The 23,024-nt window shown below is 44.4% G+C and carries 18 protein-coding genes and 1 pseudogene; 4 read left to right on the top strand and 15 right to left on the bottom strand.

The window, feature by feature from the left end:
* Positions 1–352: 352 nt before the first annotated feature.
* The 5 genes from NSS67_RS11445 to NSS67_RS11425 form a co-directional block, all read right to left on the bottom strand.
* Complete coding sequence (locus tag NSS67_RS11445) at positions 353–3,130, bottom strand: cohesin domain-containing protein (protein ID WP_339319644.1); 2,778 nt, start codon at positions 3,128–3,130, stop codon at positions 353–355.
* A 107-nt stretch (positions 3,131–3,237) separates the two neighbouring features.
* Complete coding sequence (locus tag NSS67_RS11440; RefSeq protein ID WP_339319643.1) at positions 3,238–8,154, bottom strand: endo-alpha-N-acetylgalactosaminidase family protein; 4,917 nt, start codon at positions 8,152–8,154, stop codon at positions 3,238–3,240.
* Positions 8,155–8,177: 23 nt separating this feature from the next.
* A complete protein-coding gene (locus NSS67_RS11435; RefSeq protein ID WP_339319642.1) occupies positions 8,178–9,185 on the bottom strand; it encodes an S-layer homology domain-containing protein in 1,008 nt (335 codons plus the stop codon).
* 635 nt (positions 9,186–9,820) lie between these two features.
* Positions 9,821–10,318, bottom strand: coding sequence for a DUF3278 domain-containing protein (locus NSS67_RS11430; protein WP_339319641.1), 498 nt, complete (start codon positions 10,316–10,318; stop codon positions 9,821–9,823).
* On the bottom strand, positions 10,315–10,509 hold the full coding sequence (locus tag NSS67_RS11425; RefSeq protein ID WP_339319640.1) for a helix-turn-helix transcriptional regulator: 195 nt from the start codon (positions 10,507–10,509) through the stop codon (positions 10,315–10,317). Before NSS67_RS11425 ends, NSS67_RS11430 begins: the two co-directional genes overlap by 4 nt.
* Positions 10,510–10,764: 255 nt before the next feature.
* Between NSS67_RS11425 and NSS67_RS11420 the strand changes: the two genes are divergently transcribed.
* Positions 10,765–11,661, top strand: a complete 897-nt coding sequence (locus NSS67_RS11420) for a rhodanese-related sulfurtransferase (RefSeq protein ID WP_339319639.1) — start codon at positions 10,765–10,767, stop codon at positions 11,659–11,661.
* A gap of 557 nt (positions 11,662–12,218) precedes the next feature.
* Here the strand turns inward: NSS67_RS11420 and NSS67_RS11415 are convergent.
* From NSS67_RS11415 to NSS67_RS11390, 6 genes and pseudogenes are all read right to left on the bottom strand, one after another.
* Positions 12,219–12,890, bottom strand: a complete 672-nt coding sequence (locus NSS67_RS11415) for a YitT family protein (RefSeq protein WP_339319638.1) — start codon at positions 12,888–12,890, stop codon at positions 12,219–12,221.
* Between the two features lie 315 nt (positions 12,891–13,205).
* Positions 13,206–13,706 (bottom strand): Crp/Fnr family transcriptional regulator, encoded by a 501-nt coding sequence (locus NSS67_RS11410; protein WP_339319637.1) that lies wholly within the window; start codon positions 13,704–13,706, stop codon positions 13,206–13,208.
* Positions 13,707–13,885: 179 nt separating this feature from the next.
* Positions 13,886–15,814: a fructose-specific PTS transporter subunit EIIC gene (locus tag NSS67_RS11405; protein WP_339319636.1), complete on the bottom strand. Its 1,929-nt coding sequence runs from the start codon at positions 15,812–15,814 to the stop codon at positions 13,886–13,888.
* Positions 15,815–15,852: 38 nt separating this feature from the next.
* On the bottom strand, positions 15,853–16,764 hold the full coding sequence (gene pfkB / locus NSS67_RS11400) for a 1-phosphofructokinase (protein ID WP_339319635.1): 912 nt from the start codon (positions 16,762–16,764) through the stop codon (positions 15,853–15,855).
* A gap of 143 nt (positions 16,765–16,907) precedes the next feature.
* The gene (locus tag NSS67_RS11395; protein ID WP_339320576.1) at positions 16,908–17,525 is read right to left on the bottom strand and encodes a DeoR family transcriptional regulator; all 618 of its coding nucleotides are present in this window, start codon (positions 17,523–17,525) and stop codon (positions 16,908–16,910) included.
* A pseudogene (locus tag NSS67_RS11390) lies at positions 17,499–17,684 on the bottom strand (DeoR family transcriptional regulator); the annotation flags it as partial. The pseudogene NSS67_RS11390 and the gene NSS67_RS11395, both read right to left, overlap by 27 nt.
* A 305-nt stretch (positions 17,685–17,989) precedes the next feature.
* Here NSS67_RS11390 and NSS67_RS11385 point away from each other — a divergent pair.
* Together NSS67_RS11385 and NSS67_RS11380 are read left to right on the top strand one after the other, a co-directional pair.
* Complete coding sequence (locus tag NSS67_RS11385; RefSeq protein WP_339319634.1) at positions 17,990–18,280, top strand: hypothetical protein; 291 nt, start codon at positions 17,990–17,992, stop codon at positions 18,278–18,280.
* Between the two features lie 207 nt (positions 18,281–18,487).
* Entirely contained in the window at positions 18,488–19,597 is a 1,110-nt protein-coding gene (locus tag NSS67_RS11380; protein ID WP_339319633.1) for an AI-2E family transporter, read from the top strand.
* 104 nt (positions 19,598–19,701) lie between these two features.
* On the opposite strand, the gene NSS67_RS11375 is transcribed toward NSS67_RS11380, so the two are convergent.
* From NSS67_RS11375 to NSS67_RS11365, 3 genes are read right to left on the bottom strand one after another with little or no spacing between them, the layout of a single operon-like run.
* Positions 19,702–20,106: a hypothetical protein gene (locus NSS67_RS11375; RefSeq protein ID WP_339319632.1), complete on the bottom strand. Its 405-nt coding sequence runs from the start codon at positions 20,104–20,106 to the stop codon at positions 19,702–19,704.
* A 31-nt stretch (positions 20,107–20,137) separates the two neighbouring features.
* Positions 20,138–20,806 carry a uracil-DNA glycosylase gene (gene ung / locus NSS67_RS11370; RefSeq protein WP_339319631.1) on the bottom strand — a complete coding sequence of 223 codons (669 nt, stop codon included), beginning with the start codon at positions 20,804–20,806 and terminating at the stop codon, positions 20,138–20,140.
* Positions 20,807–20,850: 44 nt separating this feature from the next.
* Positions 20,851–21,507, bottom strand: coding sequence for a ribonuclease H family protein (locus NSS67_RS11365; protein ID WP_339319630.1), 657 nt, complete (start codon positions 21,505–21,507; stop codon positions 20,851–20,853).
* Between the two features lie 309 nt (positions 21,508–21,816).
* Between NSS67_RS11365 and NSS67_RS11360 the strand changes: the two genes are divergently transcribed.
* The gene (locus NSS67_RS11360; protein ID WP_339319629.1) at positions 21,817–22,392 is read left to right on the top strand and encodes a hypothetical protein; all 576 of its coding nucleotides are present in this window, start codon (positions 21,817–21,819) and stop codon (positions 22,390–22,392) included.
* A 58-nt stretch (positions 22,393–22,450) separates the two neighbouring features.
* Here NSS67_RS11360 and NSS67_RS11355 read toward each other — a convergent pair whose 3' ends face one another.
* Positions 22,451–23,023: a type 1 glutamine amidotransferase family protein gene (locus NSS67_RS11355; RefSeq protein ID WP_339319628.1), complete on the bottom strand. Its 573-nt coding sequence runs from the start codon at positions 23,021–23,023 to the stop codon at positions 22,451–22,453.
* Between the last annotated feature and the right edge of the window lies 1 nt (position 23,024).

Here is a 23,024-nt window from a genome sequence, read left to right as displayed (position 1 = left end):
CAAAAAGTACGGTTTTCAGCACCGAGAAGATTGGATGAAGGTAGAAACTGAGGAGCGGAGCGTAGTGGAAGCTACGTGAGCACCGGAAGTTTCGCCTGAATTCAATATTCGATGTCGAATAATCTTCTTGGAATACTTCGTGATCAAAAGCGGACTTTTTGAACAACCTCTTATAAGGGCTTTGCCAAATAATATATACATGGTGGATAGGGTTAGTCAAATCGTCAGTTTAGTACGTCTGGATTGAATTCTGACCTTTCATCGCTGGCATAATGAAAATGCACCCCCTAGAATCGGATTAACCAGATGGTTTTTCCAATGTCTATTCTAGGGGGCGCACTTCACTTTACGATTAAGTTACTATTTTTTTCGCGATTTCGGCAAGGTCGGAGATGTCGATTACATCGTCGTCATTCATATCCAGAACCTTGATACGATTCCAATCAGAGCTTTGCGAAGTTTTACCGTAGTTCGCCGCTGCGATCGCCAAATCACCGATGCTTAACTTACCATCATTATTGGCGTCGCCCGGAATGCCCGCAGGTTCAACCGTTACTTTAACATTGAAGGCCGAAGCTTCCGCTTTCGATTCGTTCCCCTCGTCGTCTCCAAGCGTTGCATCCGTTACTGTGATTGTCCCTACCGTTTCCTGCGAAACGGATTTGGCCTCGAAGGTTAGCTCTGCAACGTCCTTCTTTCCTGTTATCCCATGACCTTCACCAATGCTTGCGATAATGAGACGTAGCGTACCATCGCTATTCTTCTTATCCACAATTTCCAGCCCATCCTGCCCCGATTGAGCCGACATAAATTTCATCGCATTCGCATTGTAGCTTAACAGAATATCTTGAGCGTATGCCTCCTCCGCGATGTTCTTTAATCCGAGCTTAACCGTAAACGTCTTGCCCGCCTCGACAGTAGCCGGACCGCTTAGTGTAGTGGACGGCGGCTCTACCGGCACGACTTCTGCAATGCTCACATCATCGATGTAGCTCTTCTTCGCTGAACCCGTATCCTTCCAGAGGTACATGGTTACGCCCGACGTTTGGCTTCCCGTCGTAAACTCCAAGTCGTACAAGGCATATTCCATCGACTCTACAGGAATTTGCATAGTTTTCGCACCGGTTACTGAATCTGTCCATTTCACTCCCAAATATAACTTTTGATCTGATCCACCCGATTTGGCATATGCGCTGATACGATATGTCGTATCAGGGCTCACGGCAATCTGCTGTTCAATCGAACCGCCGCCAGCAACTTCCTTAATATAGCCGGCATAGCTCCCTCCACGCGCATTACCATCATTCACAATGCCTGCATTCCACTGCCACTGCCACGGATTGCCATTCGCATGCTGCGTTGTATTCTCAAAATTCCCATTTCTGATTTCGGCTTGCGGTTTCGGTATGACGGGCTCGAACGGATCAACATGTGGATACTGCACCGCTTCGTATTCATGTACGCCAACGTCTGGCATACCGTTATAGATCGGATTGCCGAAGTCATCTCGTGTGCCCGGGTTATGCGTCACGCCGATGAAGCGACCCGCGTTTATCAGTGGAGAGTCAGCGGACAATTTATATCCGTTCAACTCGGCCCAACTGACTTGCCCAGGGACGATAACGCCAAGATTATTCAATACGGTGCCAGCTTGACCTGGATTGACCAGTTTAGGATCTCCCGTCAACATAAACGGATCTGGAATTCGGTCCTTAGATGGCACATTATTTCCTACGAACGCATTATTATGATATTTCCAAGTTGGCTTCGCGGTGTAATTCCCCGTGCCGTTGTTAATAAATAGATTGTTATACAACGAAACTTGCACGCCGCCACCCTGGCTAACGAGCATATTTGTATTCATCCCTTGTTTCACATAGAAGACGTTGTTGTAGATTTGAATATTCTCAACATTGCTACCTCCGCAGATCGTGAACGTTTGGTACTTATCATTCTGGCTAATGTTATAACGATATATTCCTCCGTTCACCTTACCTCCTCTACCGTCTGCGCAGAGTAATAATGTGCCTCCATCGTTGTTGTAAGTATAGTTATATTGATAAATAATACCTTGTGTAGCATGATCAAAATCGAACGGCTGTCCGTCTCTTGTCGAATATCCACCGGTTACTTCATTGAACTGATACAAAGTATTGTCGCCGTCCCATGTCCACATTCCAGCGTTATACCCTGCTGATGTACGGTTATATCCGTCCAGGAAGTTGTATTCGACCAAAGCACCATCGGTCATATGCGGCACAATACCGTCTCCGCCGATGTTGTACAGCTTGTTGCCTTGAATAACTACATTCGTGACCGGTGTCCAAGGTGTGAGCGAACTTTCCCCATAATCCAAGCCGTCCCCAAGCAACGCTCTGTTCTTCCAATCGTTCCAGATCATAATGCCTGAGCGTGAGACGTTTCTTACCTCATTGTTAATAATTCGAACATCATCGAACGTCGTACGCTGATGGACCGAACCCGCTGTCGGGATACCATTGACAAGGCCAGGAATTCTGACACTTACCTGAATGCCCGAGCTTCCATTTACATCTTTTTTATCCTCACCATTTACGTCATGGACGTACAGATCATGAATATAGATACCGCGTAGCGTTTTCGTAACTGTGATATTCGTTACGCTACCTTTCTCAAAGTCTTCTCCCGAAACGAGCACACCTCGCCGAGGTGACGTGGCAGCTGCAGTGCCTTTATTCGTAACTTCCAAATGGCCGATTTCCCAATATTGCTGGTTGTATAGAAAAACGGCGTTCTCCACTAAGCCTTTTCCTTCAATTAATGGTCTTACGCCTTCGCCGTATTTGCCGATGACGATATTTTTGCCTTCTGTTCCTGAGCCTTTAGGACTGAGCGATCCCGTCCATTTCCCTCCTGCCTTGAACAAAATTCGCTCTCCCGGCAGAAATGTTGTCGCATTCACTTTATCGAGTGACTTCCATGCGTGGTCTTCGCTCTGACCGTCATTCGTATCTGAGCCGTTCAAATCATCGATGTAGTAGGTTATCGTACTAGCTTCGGCATCTGCAGAGGCAATTGGAATACCAGTCAGTAGTAACAGTAAAATGAGGCCCAGCATCATCACTTGGTTTCTTAACTTGTTTATTAGCAAGAATATTTCCTCCTCGTGTGTCGATTAACTGATGCATATACGCCAGTCGTCGCGCCCGATTACCTGAAGCAAACCGACTGGCGATACACTATCAGATGCTTACTGGCTTATAGAATAATTTTGTTTGCAATCATAACGAGATCGTCAAGATCGATCGCATTGTCTTTATCCAAATCAAGGCGTTTGATTGAGTTCCAATCTGGATGACTACTATTTTTGCCGTAATGTGCCGCAATCATCGCAAGGTCGCCAATGCTCACTTTGCCGTCCCCGTTGACATCACCGGAGGTAACAGGCACATCCGTCTGAACTTCAATCGAATGGCTGATTCCTTCTACGGATGACTCCGTTCCCTCGCCATCTGCCACCGTCATGCTAGTAACCGCCACAACCGTCTGAGTCGTTTCCCCTATTGCTTTTGATTTGAAAGTCAATTCGAGGAATTCAGAATCGTTTGAGATCGCATTTGCCTCACCATTGCTTGCAAAGATCAAGCGAATTTTGCCATTGCCGACATCCTTGGCCTGAAGCAAGCTGATACCATCATTTAGCGATATAGCTTTTTTAAATTCCAATATCGCTGGGTCATACGTCACATCTACAACGCCTGCATAAACGTCGTTTTTCACATCCTTCAACCCGAGGTTCAACTTAAATTCTGTTTCAGCCAAAACTGTATTCGCTCCAGTCAGCAAAGCAGACTGCTCCCCGGAACTCACGGTTGGCACATGATACACATTGATTTCCAATGCGGACGCGAAATTTCCAACTGCCTCAACAGCTTCCAGCTTCACATAAGACGCCTTTGTTTTCGGGAAGATCACGCTTTTCTCCTGATTGTTCCTCGCCCAGCTTCCGTTAGCAGCAAGCGTAAAGTTTACTCCGTCCGTGCTGACGTACACATTATATTTCGTAATCGTACCGTTAGCCGCATCCGTACGAGGCAAATATTTCAGCTCATTAATATCGTAGCTGCCGCCCAATTGAATGGTGATGGATTCTGGAAGATGCGGCGGTGACCAAGCTGTATGCCATGCCGTTGCCGGATTTCCATCTAGCACATTGGCCCCTTCATCGCCTGGTTGGGCACTCGTAGTCGTAGCTGTCATTCCGGACTGCGGAATATGCACATTCGCTTCATTCACCGTAACTTGGGCCGTTGCAGTCAGTTTGCTGCCATCGGTTGATGTAACTGTAATGGTCGCCGTTCCTGATGCCAGTGCTGTGATTCGGCCATTTTGATCCACCGATACGATGGTTGGCTGATTCGAAGCCCATTTGAGTGTTTTATTCGATGCGTTAGCTGGCGCCACGTTCGCCACCAATGTTGTATTATTACCAATTGGAAGGACGATGTTTGTCTCTGCCAATCCGAGGTTGTTTACCAAGATGCCTTCTCCCGGATTGATTGAACCCTCGTCATCAACGCGAATATCATCAATCAATAGTGTACCAGTCAATTCAGCTTGATCGTTGTCCTTGTTCTTAATAATAGCGAGATAAGCGTTCTCTGTACCATCGGTTTGGAACGGAAGATCAATATCGATTGTGCTAAGGTTAAGTGTCTTGGAAGCTAAGTCACGAACCGTGCCATTCTCCTTTGTGCGCAGAGCGACCGTATACATGCCCTCCGTATCCGTCTTCACTTTCATCGTAAGCCGGAATTTGTGGTCTTTCTCAAGACGAAGTGTCTGCGGTAGTGTACGGAGCCATTCGCCCGTCCCGCTTTCATTCGATTTGAGTGAATACTTCCCGTCAAGCACGTAATTCATGATCTGACCTTCTCTTTTATCAGAGATATGCGTCCGGACATATCCGCTTTTGCTATACACAAATGGTCCCCAGCCCTCGTCTACATTCTCGAAATCTTCGTACAGTACAGAGTCTCCCGGATCCGTAGATGTTGGATTCTCCCATACGCGGACGTCGTCCAGATTCACCGTTGCATTACCAGTAGCAACGTTGATAGATAGCTCAGCCGTTTCGGCTTGCGCTGTAAACGTCACTTTAACGCGTTGAGTATTGGTGTTGAGGTACTTGTGCTGCTGCGCATAATACGGTACAGGGATATCTTCCATGTAGTTGCTGACTTCCTCATCGCCTTGCTTCACACCGATAGTTACCTTACGCTTGCCGTCAATATTAGCCCATATGGATGCGGTATACGCATTGCCAGGCTTGAGTCCAGTAATCGTCTGCGTAAGCGTCGCGTCGGATGGTCCTTTCACCTGCACCATGTCATCTGCGTTATTTGATTTCACGAATTGGATGTGATCCGTATTTGCTCCCGTAGAGGATTTGCTCCAACTTCCGAAGCTTTGACTGTCGAAGCCATTATCCTTAATGAGGCCGCCCTCCCCCCACTCCATGTCTTCTTGCTCTTCAGCTAAATCTTTGTACAAGACATATCCAGTTCCACGGGTTGCTGTGAGCGTTACTTCGCCGTTCACAACATTCACAGGACCGACAAGCTCACGACCTAGATCCGTCAACTTATACAATTGTGCTGTCTGTACATTGCTCCAGGATGCTGGCACCTTCCAAGTCGTCGTCCCACCTGCTGGATTCCAGTGATAGATTTTTGTTTCTTGAATGGGATCCCATGGGATAAAGACAGTGCTATCTGTAACATTCGAGCTATCCGTCATGATAGCTACGTTGTTACCGTCTTTTCTTAAATGAATTTTGCCATCTGCTTCACGCTCGACGGATACATCTCCCTCAAAGTCGATACGATCATTCGTCATTTTCATAATTGGGAAGTACTGCATATATTTAGTCGGAAGATTATGATTAAAAAATGCCTTAGTCGTTTCGTTGTAGCTGTAGAACTCTGCTTTAGGCTGCCAATATCCAACACCTACCTGTTGGTTGCCCTTCAAGAGTGGTGTCGTCATGAAGCCATCAAGCACTTGGTTGCGCACGAATCTTACAATCGGACTATTGTCACCTTGGTTTGGATAACCTGGGTCCGTACCCCAATGCACCCATGCCGCTGGTTCAAATAATGGGCCTGCGAACTCTGTGCCTAACATCCATCCATTACCGTTAATGTATTCTCCCAATTTCATTGCATTAAAATCGTTATTGTAATAGACGTCGACGTATATAAATGACAAATTATCACCCGTGTCCGCCTTCAGCATATCCAGCCTACGTTTTAATTCTCCGGATTGCACATCCTTGGACTGATCGACGAAATAGGCTTGATCCAACCAGCCCCATCCCTTAGACAGCGGTTGTACCAAATTCTCCAACTTGGTCCCGACTGCATCCAGCATGTATTCTGTCGCATTGATATGCACGCCGCCCTTGATGTTATACTTCTTGCCCTCGCTCAATACGAAATTAAAATCTTCCTTACCGCCTTGACGAATACCGATATTACCACCATAGTCCGGATGAGAATCATCATGGCCTTCTCCTTGGTAACCCTTAAATAAGACTAGCTGGCCGAAACCATCGGTCAGATTTGAAATTTTCTTCGCGTTATCGAACGCCCGCAGAAACGGAGACGTCGTCGTTGAGCCTAAATTCATGCTGATATAAGAGATATTGTCGCGAATCATTTGACTACCATAAGGTATTGGTGCATTCTCACGATACGCAATAGCACCATCCTGCCAGTCTACGGTGTTATCTTCGTTAGCGTCTGGTGTGATGACAACTTTCGAGGTGGGAAGCGACTGCGTTGGCATCGTATCGCTACCGCGGTAAATAAATGTACCATTCCAAATCGATGCTTGTTTATCACCACTTCCATTGTTTGCGATGCGAAGACGCGTCTTATCGGATCCATTTATGGCATTATTCATAATCGTTCCTGCTAATTTATCGTTGTTCAGGAATACGTAATACCGTGATCCACTCGCATTCGTAGCCCCCGCTTTCAGATCCTTGTATTCATCACTAATCGAGCCCGTGATGGATACACCAGTCTCCTTTGCAACAGGCTCCGAAGAGAGAATACTAACGAGATCATGATTAGGGAACTCAATCGTCTTGACTTTCTCGGCACCGCTCTCGGTGATGCGCGTAATGTTGAAGTTCATTACATTATCTTTCACTTCCAGTTCAGCACCGAGCTCTACATTAATCTCTGGAAATTGAAGCGTGTAACTGGCTCGCTCGCCGCGATCCCCAGAAGCAGCTGTTTTGTGGTATTCCACTGCGAGTGGGTAGTGTGACTTACCGTTAATTTTTATTTCGTTGATTCCAATAAGTTGACCGTTCATTTCTGCGCCGCTCTCGTTCCACGTATATTTCTGCACCCGTGGAAACTCCTTATCGATGACAACCGTCATATCGGCGGACTGCAGTGTATCCGTCACCGTTATGGGCTGCTGCACCGGTCTATCCACCTTTACTTCGGTAAGCTTTACATCGTCAATATGAATTACTTTATTATTAAACCAACTTCGAATACCAATTTTTCCAGCATTCACTGGAACATTGGGTGTACTTGCACTGAATAGCTGTTGACCGTCGATCCATACGGTCATTTGGTCATTCACATATTCCAGCTTAAATGTATATTCACGGTTCGCTTGAAATGTATAGTTGCTATTATCGATACTACCATACGCCTCTCCCCCGTCCTTCACCGCATACCAGCCAAAGTTGCTAGTGTCATAATAAATGGCACTGAAATTTGCTTCATCTGCATGACGGATCACGAAGCCGAAGCGACCAGGAACCGTGTCAAATTTCATTTTCAACTCATAGATGCCATCGGTAATAACAGGAGAATACACATCGTAGGTAACTACAGGCCCCGTTGTCGTTGCCTTAAGCGACCCATTGTCAGCGGCGAACGTCGCTGTGCCTGAGCCTGCCCCTTTTTTCCAACCGCTAACGTTACCGTCATTAAAATCCTTGATGTATACGCTTCCACTTTCCTGTGCGGCAACCTGCGCAGCTGCTTGCGCTGATCCATCCACAAATGCGGATGTAATCGGTGATACTAATGCAAGGGATAACAATAATCTCGTGCCAATCTTCAACTTTGATAAGTTAGATTGCATAGAATACCTCCTATTTTGGCTTATTAATTCGTTAACAACCGCTTAAGCACGACGGCGGATTCCGCACGAGTAGTATTTCCTTTCGGCGCAAGTAATTTTGCTGATCGACCTTTCATTAGTTTCGATTCTACAGCTACGGCTAAAGAAGTTCTTGCCCATTCACTAATGGAGCTATCGTCGGTATACACAGGTAGCTTTCCTGCCTTCAAAGTATCTGGCTTCACGCCAAGACCATGTGCTTTCGCACGAACGAGCATGACCGCCATTTCCTCACGAGTGATCTCCTTCTCCGGTTGAAATTTATCCGCAGAAATGCCAGTCACGATACCCGCAGCATAGGCTCTCTTCACGGCTTCTTCATACCACGACCCTTGCTTCACGTCCTTGAAAGGGTTGCTTGCACCTTCCTTGATCTTCAATCCATCCGCGATCATCTTCGCGAATTGTGCTCTCGTCAGCTTATTGTTCGGTGCGAAGATGTCAACATTCATCCCGGAAATGACGCCACGGTCCACCATTTCCATAATGTCTGTCTTCGCCCAGTGACCCTTAATATCAGTAAACAATTTCGTATAACCTACTGTTAGATTTGGGGAAAGCATCTGACTTTTCAAATTCTGATCAACGATTTTCATTCCTGTCCATTTCAACTCAGAAGTACCCGCTTTCTTCGTCTTAAACGTCAGCGTCGTAATATCCAGATTTCCTTTCTCACCCTTGACCTTTCCGATCTTGGTGTGCGCGAAGGTAATCTCTCCATTGTTCACAATTGGTGACACGGAGAAGCCCTCTATGTCGGTCTTCGCCTTAACTAATTCAAGTCGTTCAGGGTCGAAGCTCAGCTTCGTCTCATATGCGTATAAATCCTCTATTTTTTCTCCGGACAACGTGATCGTAAATTGAGTATCCGTCGATTCCTTTATGGATGTCTTAAGTTTAAAATCTGAAGCACTTTGCGCAGAGGCTGGAGTAAGCCACAACATCGAGCAGATAGTAACCGCCAATCCGTAGATCATATATTTTCGATTCATCTACATCTTCCTTTTCGAATTAGTCCATTCATCGGCCTGTTCCACGTTACTCTCTCAAAATTTTCATTGTTCACCACTGTAACCCCTAGATTCCGTTCAAACTTATGAGAGAGCTCTACAATCGATCTACGACATTTAACTCTTTTTTCGCTTCAAATTTAGCTAACCTTATGTCGATAACTGCAGCTAAATGGTTCCTCCTTTCTAATCAAGTCAAAATACCTCTCATTCAGACGAAAGATATCCTGAACATTTTGTCATTATTTGGCGTTAATTAATGTAAATAAAGCTAAATATTGGCTCTGCTTTATACTAGATCATACTCCCTAATGATTCAATGGACGTAACTTATATGAAATACTGTATTGTGTGAAGCATATATTTTATTATTTCCATAAAATCGTCCTCCCCTTCGCATACATAGAGGAGAACGATCCTCTCGAAGCACAAGCCTACTAACTAAGACATGCTCCGAGCTTGCTAGATTCTCGTTATAAGCAGCTAGAATGGATAGAAAAAATGCCCGCCTATATCCTCAGATATTGGCGGGCATTATTAGTATGCTAATTCTAATTTATTTCAATTGTAACCATTTGAGTAGCTTCGACTCTTAATATAGTGCTACAACTGTGTCACTAATAACATTTCTTCAGTTTGGACTTGCTTATAATGTACATTGTTACGCCAAAGAGTATCCCTCCGCATAGCCAGATGATAAAATTTCTCCAGGTTAGTTCAATGCGACCACTTGCGAGATAAGGTAGTATGTATGCATTTAGTATAAACATTAACAATCCCCAATAAAGACCTGCCTGAAATCCACCTTTACGCAGCTTCTTGATCTTCACCCTGTACTCCTCTTCACTGGCACATTCTAGTGAATCCAGCTCTTTTTTGCGAATCCGGAAAAACACTTTGCTAGCGTAAATCATATTCACAATTAAGAGGCCTATTGTCCCGACGCTAAGTGTGTTCTTAATCGTATCAATTAGAAAACATATGAACATAAGAGGCATAGAAAGGTAGAACATTAATGCCCCCGAAAATGCCAGCTCTTTATAGATTTCTTGCAGTTGATACTCATCACGGTCATCTGTTACACCTAACAGACGATTCAAAATTTTGTTCTTCATTGCTCTTCCTCCCAGAATAATGTGTTCAGGTCTGTGTGTAGGATCTTAGCAAGCGCAATACATAAGGATAATGATGGATTATATTTATCGTTCTCAATAAGATTTACAGTCTGGCGGGCGATGCCAACACGAGTTGCTAGCTCCATTTGCGTCAGTTGGGCAATCTGCCTATATTCTTTAACTTTGTTCATACAAGCCCCCCTCGTGTACAATATATATGACACATTGGCGAAATGTCAAATATATATGACACACTTGGAACAAAAAAAGGTCAACCAGAATTTCTGGCTGACCTTAATCGAAGTATCCCCGAAAATGCTATTTATACCAGTTTTCTTCATATTACGGTTCCATATCTCTTGTCTATACTTTATAATATGGTACAATACTTTTTATACTTAATTGTTTATTTAGTAATCTAATTCTAATGATAAAGGTGAAAAAGAATGAACCCACAATCGGAATATGCGATTCTGCTTTACTATAAGTTTGTAAAATTGCCAGAAGCAGAACTATTCGCCCAAGAGCATTTAGCTTACTGCAAAGAACTTGACGTAAAAGGTCGGATTCTCATCTCAGATGAGGGCATTAACGGGACTCTCTCCGGCACAATTGCCCAAACCGAGCAATACATGAAGGATCTGCGCGCAAACCCGCTGTTTAGCGATATCGTCTTCAAGATCGATGAGGCTGAGGGTCATGCCTTCAAAAAGCTTTTCGTGCGTTATAAAAAGGAACTTGTAACTTTCCGGGTCGAGGAGGAATTGGACCCTAACGTGATCACTGGAGAGCATCTGGCGCCTAAAGATTTCTATGACATGATGCAGCGCGATGATGTGGTGATTCTAGATGGCCGTACCGGCTACGAATACGATCTTGGTCATTTCCGCGGCTCCATTCGCCCTGAAGTGGACAGCTTCAAAGAATTCCCGGATTGGATTCGTGAGAATATGAGCGATCTAAAGGACAAGCCAATTCTGACCTACTGTACAGGTGGAATCCGCTGTGAGTTATTAAGCGGGTTTATGATGAAGGAAGGCTTTGGGCAGGTGTACCAACTGGATGGCGGCATTGTATCCTATGGTAAAGACCCTGAGGTACAGGGCCGGCTGTTTGATGGAAAATGTTATGTGTTCGATGAGCGGACCTCCGTGCAGATTAACCATACCGACGAGGATATCATTGTCGGAAGTTGTCATCACTGCGGTCAGCCAACTGACGTATACATCAACTGCGCGAACGATGCTTGCCATCTTCAGCATCTTTGCTGTGAGGACTGCGAACAAGAGCATAGTGGTCATTGCTCGGACGAATGCGAAGCGATCACGAATGCAGCTAGTTAAATAAAAGTGGCGCACAGGATTTTCACTGTGCGCCACTTTTATTATTCTACCAACGAGCTTTCTTCTACCTCAGGTATGTCCATACATTTTTTTCATGCGTTCAGAATTTTTACGGACACCAGAGACCTTATTGGGAACAATTGAGCGTTTATGAGCTGCTTGCGGACTCCAGTGCACTTATTTAATTAAAATGGCGTGATATTCTCCCTAGTTATGACAAATAAGCTCTTCCCTGTCCGTAACTACCTCCAAAAGGGCTAAAACGCACAAATAAGTGCATCTGAGTCCGTAAACACCCGTGTTCACCGCACAGTATAGTACAAACGGATAACAAATGAATATTCCTACTATAATACATCATTTTTATTGATACGAGGAGAGAGAGAATATTATTGCCTTAATTTCACTACAAAATCACCACACAAAGTAGGTCTTTAACTTCGATGCTCATTCAGGTACTTAGTGCGAGCCCCGAAAACATAAAAAAAGTCAACCAGAAATTCTGGCTGACCTTATTATTAGTATATCCCCGAATAAGCTGTTTATACCAGCCTTCTTCACATTACCGCACCATCATGGGGTTTACGCAGCGTAGACTGAATCTTTGGCGCCTTCACTCTCTTCGGTTTGCCTAAAGAGGTTGTAAAAGTGATCACATAGCCAGCTACGACTACCGCCATCACCGTATACATTGTTTCTTTAACAGGCATATAGAAAAGTGATAGTGCCAGAACGATTACATCCATCATGATGAATACTGTACCTACTTTGATACCCTTCCATTCACTGATCAGCAGCGACAAAATATCGTCTCCACCACTTGCGCCGCCGCTTCGCAGAATAATTCCCGCACCTAAACCTGTCAGTACGCCAGACAAAAGGGCTGCTAATGCCAAGTTGCCCTGCAAATTGATGACCAAACCGGAATATCGTTCCATTAGTCCGTAAAAGATTGTAAAGGCTCCTACAGAAACAAAGGTGTTGCACACGAACGCTTTCCCTTTGAACATCCATGCAATCAAGAGTACTGGAACGTCTAGAAGCAGAGTTGAAATTGAAGGTGAAATACCTAATACGTATTTGCCGAGCAGCGATAATCCTACGAATCCGCCCTCAGACAAATGGTTCTGAAAATTAATGTGATAATAAGTAAATGCAAGCAAAAATGTACCGAACAAAATGACTGTCAATCGGAGCAGTATATTCACTCCGTTATTGTGGTTCCTCATACAGGTCTCCCCTTATCGTATATGGCGGCTAAACGTCCCACCAACCTCTACGACGGGTAAAACCGGAGGTGTTGCTCCTTCGCATATATATACTCCTTCCCCTCGCAGAGGCGGTTCGTCGAATAACAACGGTTCACGCACCTTCTACAGGGAAGCTAAGTATAAGACAGATCATAACGTTTCCAAATCGTCCTTTGGGGAATCGTCCTTCGGGGACACATGGTATCCTGATCCTTTCTCTAATTTAATAAGTTCTGAATACATTATACCACGGAGATCACCCACTCTAAACACCTTGCTATAAAAAAGCAGGAATCACTCCACGGTACGCAGCAAACGATTGACTGTTTCGCGTCTCACGCCGATCAATTGTCCAATTTCTTCCTGTGTCAACAGCTCTGTTAGCGCTTCGCCATGAGAGTAATCATTGAACCAGCGGGTTAACAGTTCCAAACGTTCTGCAGGTGTACCAACGGTAAGATGATCTAGCCTTGTCTGCATGAACCGTACTTTCTCCTGCAGCAGTCTGGCGATTTCCATCGCTTGACCGGGCTCATCTCGCACCTGTTGATACCATTCCGCTGAAGGCACTGCTTCCACTTCGCTCTTCATCATCGCAACCGCTGTTCCATGCGCCTCCTTTGGCGAAATGAGTGAATGATGGGGAACCATCTCACCGGGATACAAGATGTTAAATAGCACCATGTTCCCATTCTCATGAAGCCTTGTTACCTTGAACAGCCCACTTTTTACCTTATATAAGAATTCGCAGCTGTCCCCTTGACGGAACAAAACCTCCCCCTTATGCAGTATCATCTCGCTCTCTCCTTTGCACTCTGATTATATATATTTTAAATTATACAAAAATAAACCTCAAACAAGGAGATTATTCTCGCAGGGGTTGAGGGGAATATGTGGTCAATGTTCAGGTAAGAAAAACTGCTGGGCACCAGAATAAGCGTCTGGCACTCAGCAATTCAAATGAACTTATTTTATTACTTTGCCACTAGCGGTTTCTTCCATAATCCGAGCATTAAGCCAGATATGACTGCTCCGATGAGAACGGCTAACAGGAATAGCAGCGCATGGCTCGAAAGCGCAGCCACAAAGATCCCGCCATGCGGCGCTGGAACGTTGATATTCCACAGCTGTGTAAGACCACCAGCCACGGCTGAACCTAGGATACAGGAGGTCAGAACACGTAGTGGATCGGCAGCGGCGAATGGAATCGCACCTTCTGTAATGAACGACAAGCCCAGTACATAATTCGTTAAGCCTGATTTTCGTTCTGCTTCCGTGAATTTATTCTTGAAGAAAGTAGTAGCTAGTGCTATTGCAAGTGGAGGCACCATCCCGCCTGCCATTACTGCCGCCATCATAAAGCCGTTGGTATTACCACTAGTAGTAAATACACCGATGGCAAAAGTGTAGGCCGCTTTATTAAAAGGTCCTCCCATATCAATGGCCATCATTCCACCGAGAACAAGACCTAGAATCACTGCATTTACGGTTCCAAGGTCGTTAAGCCAATCAATGAGTCCTACGTTGATCCAGCTAAACACCGGATCAAACAGGTAATACATCAACCCACCGGTAATCAGGAGGCCGAATACCGGATATAACAGAATCGGCTTTAGTCCGTCGAGGGTTTTTGGCAAACCTGCAAATACTTTGCGCAGGCCAATAACTACATAACCAGCCAAGAAACCTGCGGCCAGACCGCCAAGGAATCCAGCGTTTGAATTCAAGGCCATGTAACCGCCAACCATACCTGGCATCAGTGCTGGACGATCACCAATGCTAATCGCTATAAATCCAGCAAGGACTGGAATTAAGAAATGGAAGGCACCATCCCCGCCACCGATCGTCTGCAGCAACTGGAACAGAGGATGTTCCGCTCCACCTACCTGCTCAATCAGGAAGGAGATCGCCAGCAGAATACCACCGCCGACTACAAACGGCAGCATGTGGGAGATACCGTTCATCAAATCTTTATATATTTTACTGCCGATACTGCCAGATTTCTCTTTTGACGCATCGTCATTGCCGCTACGACCTTCATTATGGTAGATCGGTGCATCGCCATTCATAGCTTTCCGAATCAGCTCTTCTGATTTACGGATACCATCACTAACCGGTCTTTGCAGCACTGGTTTACCATCGAAACGAGCCATTTCCACTTGTTTATCCGCTGCGACAATTACACCACTTGCACGCCGAATCTCATCAGGTGTTAATACGTTTTTGGCACCCTCAGAACCATTTGTCTCTACACGGATATTGACTCCCATTTCCAGAGCCTTCTTTTTGAGCGCATCCTCAGCCATAAAGGTATGTGCAATTCCGGTAGGACAAGCGGTTACAGCTACGACAAATGCTTGGGAATCTGGGTTGCCGACGATTAGCTTTTCAGGTTCTGACGTTGTAACACTGTCCTTGGTTTCGTTCTCTTTCTCCTTAGCTTCCCCTTCCGCCTGCTTGGCATCGAACAAGGCGGATACCTCATCAGTCGTTCGGGTATTCATCAGCTGTTCGATGAATTCGCTATCGATCAATAGTCTGGACAGCGAGGCCAATGTACGAAGATGCATATTGCCCGCTCCTTCTGGGGCGGCAATCATAAAGAAAATTCGAGCCGGTTCATCATCTAGCGATTCGAACTCCACGCCCGTCGCGCTCTTGGCAAACACAACCGTCGCTTCATTCACCGCTTTAGTCTTAGCATGTGGCATTGCAATACCACCGCCAATTCCAGTACTGGACTGCTCTTCACGCTTTAGAATCATCTCTTTAAATAGAACAGGATCATTGATTCGACCACTAGCGGCAAGACTAGCGATCAATTCATCAATTGCGCCTTCTTTAGTGGTTGCTTTTAAATTCATAATCATTGTATCTTTTATCATCAAATCCGTAATTTTCATGTCTTCCAACTCCCTTGAGTACTTATAATGCTGTTTGCTTACACTTCTGAGATGTTGATCAGCGGTCTAAGTTGCTCGATGAATTCTCTATTTGCCAGGTCATCAGAGAACGCGGTTGCGCTTCCTGAGGCAACTCCTGCACGAAAAGCCTCCATTAAATCTCCAGTCAAGGCTAGTGTGCCAACGAATCCAGCGATCATGGAATCCCCTGCACCTACAGAATTCTTTACCTGTCCTTTTGGCGCATTGGCGTGATATACCCCCTGTTCCGTAATGAACAAGGCTCCTTCACCAGCCATTGAAACCAGCACATGCTTTGCGCCAGCTTCGAGCAGCTTGCGTCCGTAGATAATAATCTCTTCCCTCGTGTGAATCGTAACACCGAATAGCTCTGCGAGCTCATGATGATTAGGCTTAACGAGCAAGGGCTGATGAGGAAGTGCCTTGTTCAGCGCTGTACCCGTTGTATCAATGACGAATTCGGCCCCGCTCTGCTTACATACAGAAATCAACTTATCATAGAAATCAGCACCAAGCGATGGAGGCACACTTCCCGACAAAATCACAACATCATCCTCATTCAGAGCGGCCAGCTTCTGCAACAGCTCATCGGCCTCCGTATCACTGATGATGGGTCCTGCACCGTTAATCTCCGTCTCCTCTCCATGCTTGAGCTTGATATTAATTCGGGTATCATCAGAAACAAATACGAAATCACTTGAAATCGATTCTTTCAGCAACCAATCCTCAATATATCGTCCAGTGAATCCACCAAGGAAACCTATAGCCTTATTCTGAACTTCAAGCTGATTTAACACGCGTGATACGTTAATCCCTTTACCTCCGGGAAGCTTCAAATCACGTTTCATCCGGTTCAAGTCACCTAGTCTCAAATCTTCAACTTCCACGATGTAATCAATGGAAGGATTAAGCGTTACTGTATAGATCATAATTATCCCTCAATTATTTTGGTTTTCTAAGTCATAGATATCGCCTAAACATGCGGCAGATGTAATTTCTCCAAACGATCAAACGATGATTCTTTACAATTCAAATTCAGATGTTTCTATTCATAGAACATCTTCTACCTAGGTCACACGAGAGAGAAATCAACACCCATTTGCGTGATCTCACGGATAAACTTGTCAGACGCACCAGAATCAATGATGCAGTGATCCATTTCCATCACATCGGCAACCTTACAGAAGGATACCTGACCTAGTTTGCTATGATCGGCCAGCAGAATAACTTGCTTCGCAACTGAGATCATCTTGCGCTTAGTGGCAGCTTCAAGCATATTCGGTGTCGTAATGCCTTCACGTAAGTCTAATCCGTTGGTTGCAAGAAAGGTTTTATCTACTCGAACCATCTCTAGAGAACGTTCTGTCATCGGTCCTACAAAAGCCATCGTATCAGGTCGCAACATACCGCCTGTAATCGAAACCTCTATATTTCGGCAATCCTTCAGCTCATTAAGTGCCATGATTGAGTTCGTAATAACCTTGATATTTGAAAAGTTCTTCAGCTCTTTGGCGATCTGTAGCGTTGTTGTTCCAGCATCCAGCAGAATAGCGTCGCCTTCCTGAATCATCTCTACAGCCTTGCGCGCAATTCTCTGCTTCTCATCCAACAAGCGATCTTCCTTATCTGGATAGGTCGCCTCAAAGTTAACACTCTGCAGAGATACTGCCCCGCCATGCGTTCGTTTCAACAGCTTGGCTTCTTCAAGCTCTTTCAGGTCACGGCGCACAGTAGACTCGGATACGCCCATTTCCTGACTAAGCTCCTGCACTGAAGCTCTTGAATTCTTTTCCACAAAAAGCACGATTCTTTGTTTTCTCTCTTCCTCAAACAACATCGTGGTTCGCTCCTTTAAGTTAAAGCGCTAATTCATCTATTAAATGCGCTTATCTTTGGAATTTCATGACCATTAATTGAATATCCGTGACTGTTATTGATCATTTGTGCTCATTTATGATTTTAACAGCGTTTTCATCATCTGTAAAGCGCTTTAACATTAAAAATGGCCCTTCAGCAGGATGAAATAATTGGAATGATCCCAGCTTACCTTAACAGCTAAACAGTCCTTTAGAAAATTAGATACCAATTGCCTATCTCCTCAACCGTGTTTAAAACATATTAATACTACATATAGGAAAAAGCGGGTGATCAGAAATGGCCAACAGAAGAACTAACAACAAAATGGGCGGTAATGGAAATCCGAATAGTAATGGAAACAGTAATGGAAATTACAACGGGAACGGAACTGGCCGTGAAGAAGCTGCAGAATTAAGCGCTGAAGATTATGAGATCATTGCTGCCGCACTGGCCACTTTAGGGGAATTTTTTGCTTTTATGTCTCTCGTCAAGGCAAGACAAGTTACGAAGGAAACCGGAGGCGAGGTTATAGTACCAGAAATATTCACCCTATCCACAAAAAAAACTTCCAAACGGAAGTCAAGATAATCCATGAAGCCCCGGAATGGTAATGATGATGTTATGGTTATGTGATGTGATGTGATGTGAACAGCTTACTTGGCGTAGCCTTAGTCATATGGTCATCCTCCACGGATATGCCAACAACTACCTATAGGGAAGTAATCCACTCATTTGAATCAAGACATGTGAATTAGGGTTATTAAACTACATAGATTGTTATTTTGAAATTGGGGGATGTTCCTATTGCAACAACAGAAGTATTTTCGGACAAGTCTTACTATCATCGCTTTTTTACTTATTTTGTACTTAGGCTCCAAAGTAATGTTTCTATTCGCACCTTTGGCTGCCATTTTCAGATTATTACTTATTCCCATGCTGCTATCAGGCTTCATGTACTACCTGTTACGTCCGTTAGTACGCGTCCTTGAAAAAAGAAAATTGAATCGAACGCTCTCCATCCTGCTTATTTATTTCCTGTTTGCGGGATTGTTCATTCTCTTCTGGATTCTAGTCTGGCCGACGCTACAAGAACAAATTCAGAACTTTATCGATAATACCCCTTATCTCGTTCAGGGATTACAGGATCAGTTCAATGCCTTAAGGGACGATCCGACACTGTCGCGCTTTTTCCAAGGGGACTCCGACATAGCTGCCCGTATATCAGAATATCTTAGCGATGCAATTACTTGGGTCACCAATTCGATGTCCAATTTGATCGGTGTAGTTTCCAGCATTGTAGTATTAATCGCTACCTTGCCCATCATTCTGTACTACATGCTGAAAGATGACTATAAGCTGTCACCTAAATTACAGGGTCTACTCCCGAAAAAATACCGCAAGCAAGGACAAGAGATGTTTGGAGATATCGACAGTGCGCTCAGCAGTTTCATTGTCACACGTGTGGTGCTAAACGTCGTACTCGGTATTATGTTATATATCGGTTTCCTTATCATCGGGCTCCCTTACTCACTACTGCTCGCAGTAATTTCTGTACCGCTCAATTTCATCCCTTATGTAGGTTCTTTCCTTGCAGCAATACCGGTAATTATAGTAGGCTTCATTGAGTCACCTACGATGGCCATATGGTCCTTGGTGATCATATTCATTGCACAGCAAATTCAAGATAATGTGCTCTCACCGATCATTTACGGAAAATCATTAGATGTTCATCCACTGACCACTGTCCTTCTTGTTCTTATAGGTGGAGATTTCTACGGTATTATTGGCGTGCTTATTGCGCTTCCCGTCTATATGATTGCAAAAATTATTTTTCTGCGAGTGTACGAGATTATTGTTACCGATCGAGAGGAAGAGACGGAGCCTCTCAAGAATGAGAAGCTATAAGACTTACTAAGCGTTATGCAAACTAACTGAAGTTCTGTAAATAACAAATGGTACATCTCCAATGGAAGATGTACCATTTATTCTTCTTTATAGGGTTACTGAAATTACCCCCGCAAAGAACGTACTACAAATATGTGATTCCCCTTCATGAGGTTCTGTCCATCCTGTAGTGTAACTGAACCTTTCGTATGTGAAACAATGGTCGTATTCAGAGCAATCAGCCGATCCTCTTTCCAAACGCTTACCGCCGATTTAAAATATATTGCATTATCAAATTGCTGCCGCTCCCTCATTACATAACCCACAGAATGCAAGACTGGAGGCAGTGCTCTTTCTCTAGGAGCCAAAGCCTTGATGACCACAATATCCCGAAATGGCACGGCAATTTCCTGATGACCGATTACGGCCACAGAAGCGGAAAGATCCCATTTGCGCAAAATGCCTTTCATAATCGTGTAAGGTTCGTCGCCGCAGTACATAATAACTGGTTTACCAACCCAATGCTTCATAGCTCCCTCCCCCTTCCCAACATCCGATTAGCTATAAGTCCGAAATGGACCAATCGATCCCTATCATTCCATTCGACTCCAAAAACCGGTTGACCTTCGAAAAAGGACGACTACCAAAGAATCCACGATACGACGAGAGCGGACTCGGATGTGGAGCCTGAATAACCTCATGTCGGCTTTGGTCTATGAAGGCGCCTTTCTTTTGGGAATGACTTCCCCATAAAATAAAAACCATTAGCGTAGTTCTTTCATTTAGCTTCTTCATAATGGTGTCTGTGAATGTCTCCCAGCCTAAACCTTTATGAGAATTCGGCTCTCCCTCTCGTACCGTTAGAACCGAGTTGAGCATAAGCACTCCCTGTTCTGCCCATTGCAGTAAAGAACCGTGATTAGGAATCGGTACCCCGATATCCTCCATTAGCTCCGTATAAATATTTCGCAGTGAAGGCGGTATACGCACCCCCGGATTTACAGAAAAGCTTAACCCGTGAGCTTGTCCCGCACCATGGTATGGATCCTGACCCAAAATAACAACCCGAGTTCCACTATAAGGCGTAAGCTTTAATGCCGTGAACAGTAATTCTTTTGGCGGATAGACTGTATGTTCCTTATATTCACTTTCCAGATTAGCCATTAGCTCCAGAAAATAGGGCTTTTGCATTTCATCCTGTAATATCTCATCCCAATCGTTGCCGAACATCCCCAATTCTCCTCCTCATGCCGAAATCAAAAGCCTAGCCGCATTTATTTCCGACCATAATCCGCTTTGATCTCGCCCCACTCTTTGGTCTGCCACTTAAGCACCTTATTGTCATAGGTATTGGTCTGCAGCCAACGCTCTGCCCGATTAATTAGCACCCATATTTCCTCTGTCGAAGCGTCGCGTGGCAAGGTTGTAGCAACCTTTTTCTGCTTTACCCACTTCATAGCATTCACAGAGTCACTGTAGACCGTTTTATTGCTTCCCTCTTTCTTCAGCAGCGCTAAGGCATGCACAATCGCTAAAAATTCCCCTAGATTATTAGTGCCCTTCTTGATCGGCCCACAAGAGAAGATGATATCTCCGGTTTGTGTATCCACGCCTTTATATTCGACTGGACCCGGATTGCCACGCGTACCTACATCCACAGAGATACTGTCGTAATCGATCTCCTCTGAAGTCTCTACTGTAGCGCTTCGTTTAAAAGAACTTGTCCCCTTAGACTTAGCTGCACCGGACGCCCCAGTTCCCCAATTGCCTTTCCAGCCTGCTTTGTAAGCCGCATCTGCCGCCGCTTTAGATTCATAAGATTTATATTTGGCTCCGGTATAGTGATCCGTCTGCGCCTGGCATTCCGCCCAAGTGCTGTAGACTCCCGGCTGCTTACCTTCCCATACTACATAATATTTCTGTTTAGCCATTGGTACAGCTCCTTTTTTCACCTTAACTTATTGTAATCCAAAATGCTTCTTCATCAAAAGAAGAATGTTATTTTTCGTGAAATTCTTCGCATAAATCATATTTTCCAGGTCATACTATACGCCAGAGATGTCCAGGCCTATATTACCATTTGTAGAATGATCGGTAAATATTATTGTGTCCACAAGCAGAAGCACCTTCAGCGTCCCTAAGGACGGTAAGCGTTTGTGCTTACACCACATTAATACTAACTAATCAGTCTATATTAAGCTCGAAGGATATCAGTACAATTACTCAGGGAGGTTATTCAGATGAGAAAGATAGCAAGCGTAGCCACAGTATTTGCAATTGTGCTATTGGTTGGTTGCGGAAATTCAGCAAATAACAATGCAAACGTCACCCCCACCGCCACTACGGGCACTACCAATAACGCAGGTACCACTAATACACCAAATAACACCACAGATGCTGTTACATCTGCTTCCGTAGTGGATAATGAAGAGGCTTTTAAAAAGGCTATCAGCGCAGATGGTACTTGGATCGCCGCTACACTAAAAGACTTGACCTTCACCGAGGATCTCGTGCTGGATGGACAATTCACGAATAAAGATGAACCCGCCCGCAAAATTGCTCTCTATACACAAGATGCGGAGCACAATATCACCAACTCCTATAAACTAACTGCACCGAAAATTACGATCAAAAGTAAAAACGCTCGTATTCAAGGCGGCACATTTGTTGGTGATGTATACGTAGAAGCGGAAGGCTTCAGCTTAGTAAATGCAACAGTTGAGGGAAATGTTTACTTCTCAGATGCTAAGTATCAATCCACATTTGATACATCGGATCAAGGAAAAGTAACTGGTGTTACTGAAGTGAAAAAATAAGCAGAAAGGTGCTCTCAAGTCGATACGACCTGAGAGCACCTTTTTTTTCATGACTCCGTTATTCTTGGTAAAATCCATTTTTGAAAAAGTTATACCATCCATCAACTTTTTCTAAGGGCATAACATCTAACTTCTTCAAGATTTCCTTTGTAAATTCCAATGAAGCCGTACCATTAGCAGTAATGATATCGTCACTCGAAACGGTCTGTTTTTCTATAAAGTTTACATGTCCTTTATAATTAGGAGCGTACTCCTTTAAGTAATCTAATGAATTTCCAGTGTGAGGAATGTGGTCTAAATAGCCATGTTCTGCTAAGAAGGTTGCTGCATCACATATAGCGGCTATAGGTATCTTATCCTGTATACATTTCTCAATAACTGGAGTAATCGCTGAATTATCTTTCCAACTTGTGCCCCCAATTAAAATTAACATTTCAAATTGGGCGGGGATATTATCAATATTATAGTCAGGAATAACAGTAAATCCGCCCATAGATTGTACGTTGTCGCTAGTTAAAGACACGGTTCTAACTTTGTACTCACTTTCTGGCTTGTTGAGTTCGGCACTTATATATCCACTTTCCCAATCCGCGTAGCCATTAGAAATAAAAATCAAAACTTCTTTTTTCATG

This window comes from Paenibacillus sp. FSL R10-2734 (genome assembly GCF_037963865.1).
GTDB lineage: Bacteria > Bacillota > Bacilli > Paenibacillales > Paenibacillaceae > Paenibacillus_AQ.
Note: the sequence above shows the minus strand (reverse complement) of the source record. Positions and strands in the feature narration are given on the sequence as shown.

Coding starts and splice junctions, on each gene's coding strand:
- NSS67_RS11365 (WP_339319630.1), bottom strand. CDS start 21,507: ATGGCTAAACAGAAATATTATGTAGTATGGGAAGGTAAGCAGCCGGGA.
- NSS67_RS11425 (WP_339319640.1), bottom strand. CDS start 10,509: ATGAACAAAGTTAAAGAATATAGGCAGATTGCCCAACTGACGCAAATG.
- ung (WP_339319631.1), bottom strand. CDS start 20,806: ATGTTCGGCAACGATTGGGATGAGATATTACAGGATGAAATGCAAAAG.
- NSS67_RS11375 (WP_339319632.1), bottom strand. CDS start 20,106: ATGAAGCATTGGGTTGGTAAACCAGTTATTATGTACTGCGGCGACGAA.
- NSS67_RS11410 (WP_339319637.1), bottom strand. CDS start 13,706: ATGATACTGCATAAGGGGGAGGTTTTGTTCCGTCAAGGGGACAGCTGC.
- NSS67_RS11405 (WP_339319636.1), bottom strand. CDS start 15,814: ATGAAAATTACGGATTTGATGATAAAAGATACAATGATTATGAATTTA.
- NSS67_RS11355 (WP_339319628.1), bottom strand. CDS start 23,023: ATGAAAAAAGAAGTTTTGATTTTTATTTCTAATGGCTACGCGGATTGG.
- NSS67_RS11430 (WP_339319641.1), bottom strand. CDS start 10,318: ATGAAGAACAAAATTTTGAATCGTCTGTTAGGTGTAACAGATGACCGT.
- pfkB (WP_339319635.1), bottom strand. CDS start 16,764: ATGATCTATACAGTAACGCTTAATCCTTCCATTGATTACATCGTGGAA.
- NSS67_RS11360 (WP_339319629.1), top strand. CDS start 21,817: ATGAGAAAGATAGCAAGCGTAGCCACAGTATTTGCAATTGTGCTATTG.
- NSS67_RS11435 (WP_339319642.1), bottom strand. CDS start 9,185: ATGAATCGAAAATATATGATCTACGGATTGGCGGTTACTATCTGCTCG.
- NSS67_RS11415 (WP_339319638.1), bottom strand. CDS start 12,890: ATGAGGAACCACAATAACGGAGTGAATATACTGCTCCGATTGACAGTC.
- NSS67_RS11440 (WP_339319643.1), bottom strand. CDS start 8,154: ATGCAATCTAACTTATCAAAGTTGAAGATTGGCACGAGATTATTGTTA.
- NSS67_RS11380 (WP_339319633.1), top strand. CDS start 18,488: ATGTTCCTATTGCAACAACAGAAGTATTTTCGGACAAGTCTTACTATC.
- NSS67_RS11420 (WP_339319639.1), top strand. CDS start 10,765: ATGAACCCACAATCGGAATATGCGATTCTGCTTTACTATAAGTTTGTA.
- NSS67_RS11385 (WP_339319634.1), top strand. CDS start 17,990: ATGGCCAACAGAAGAACTAACAACAAAATGGGCGGTAATGGAAATCCG.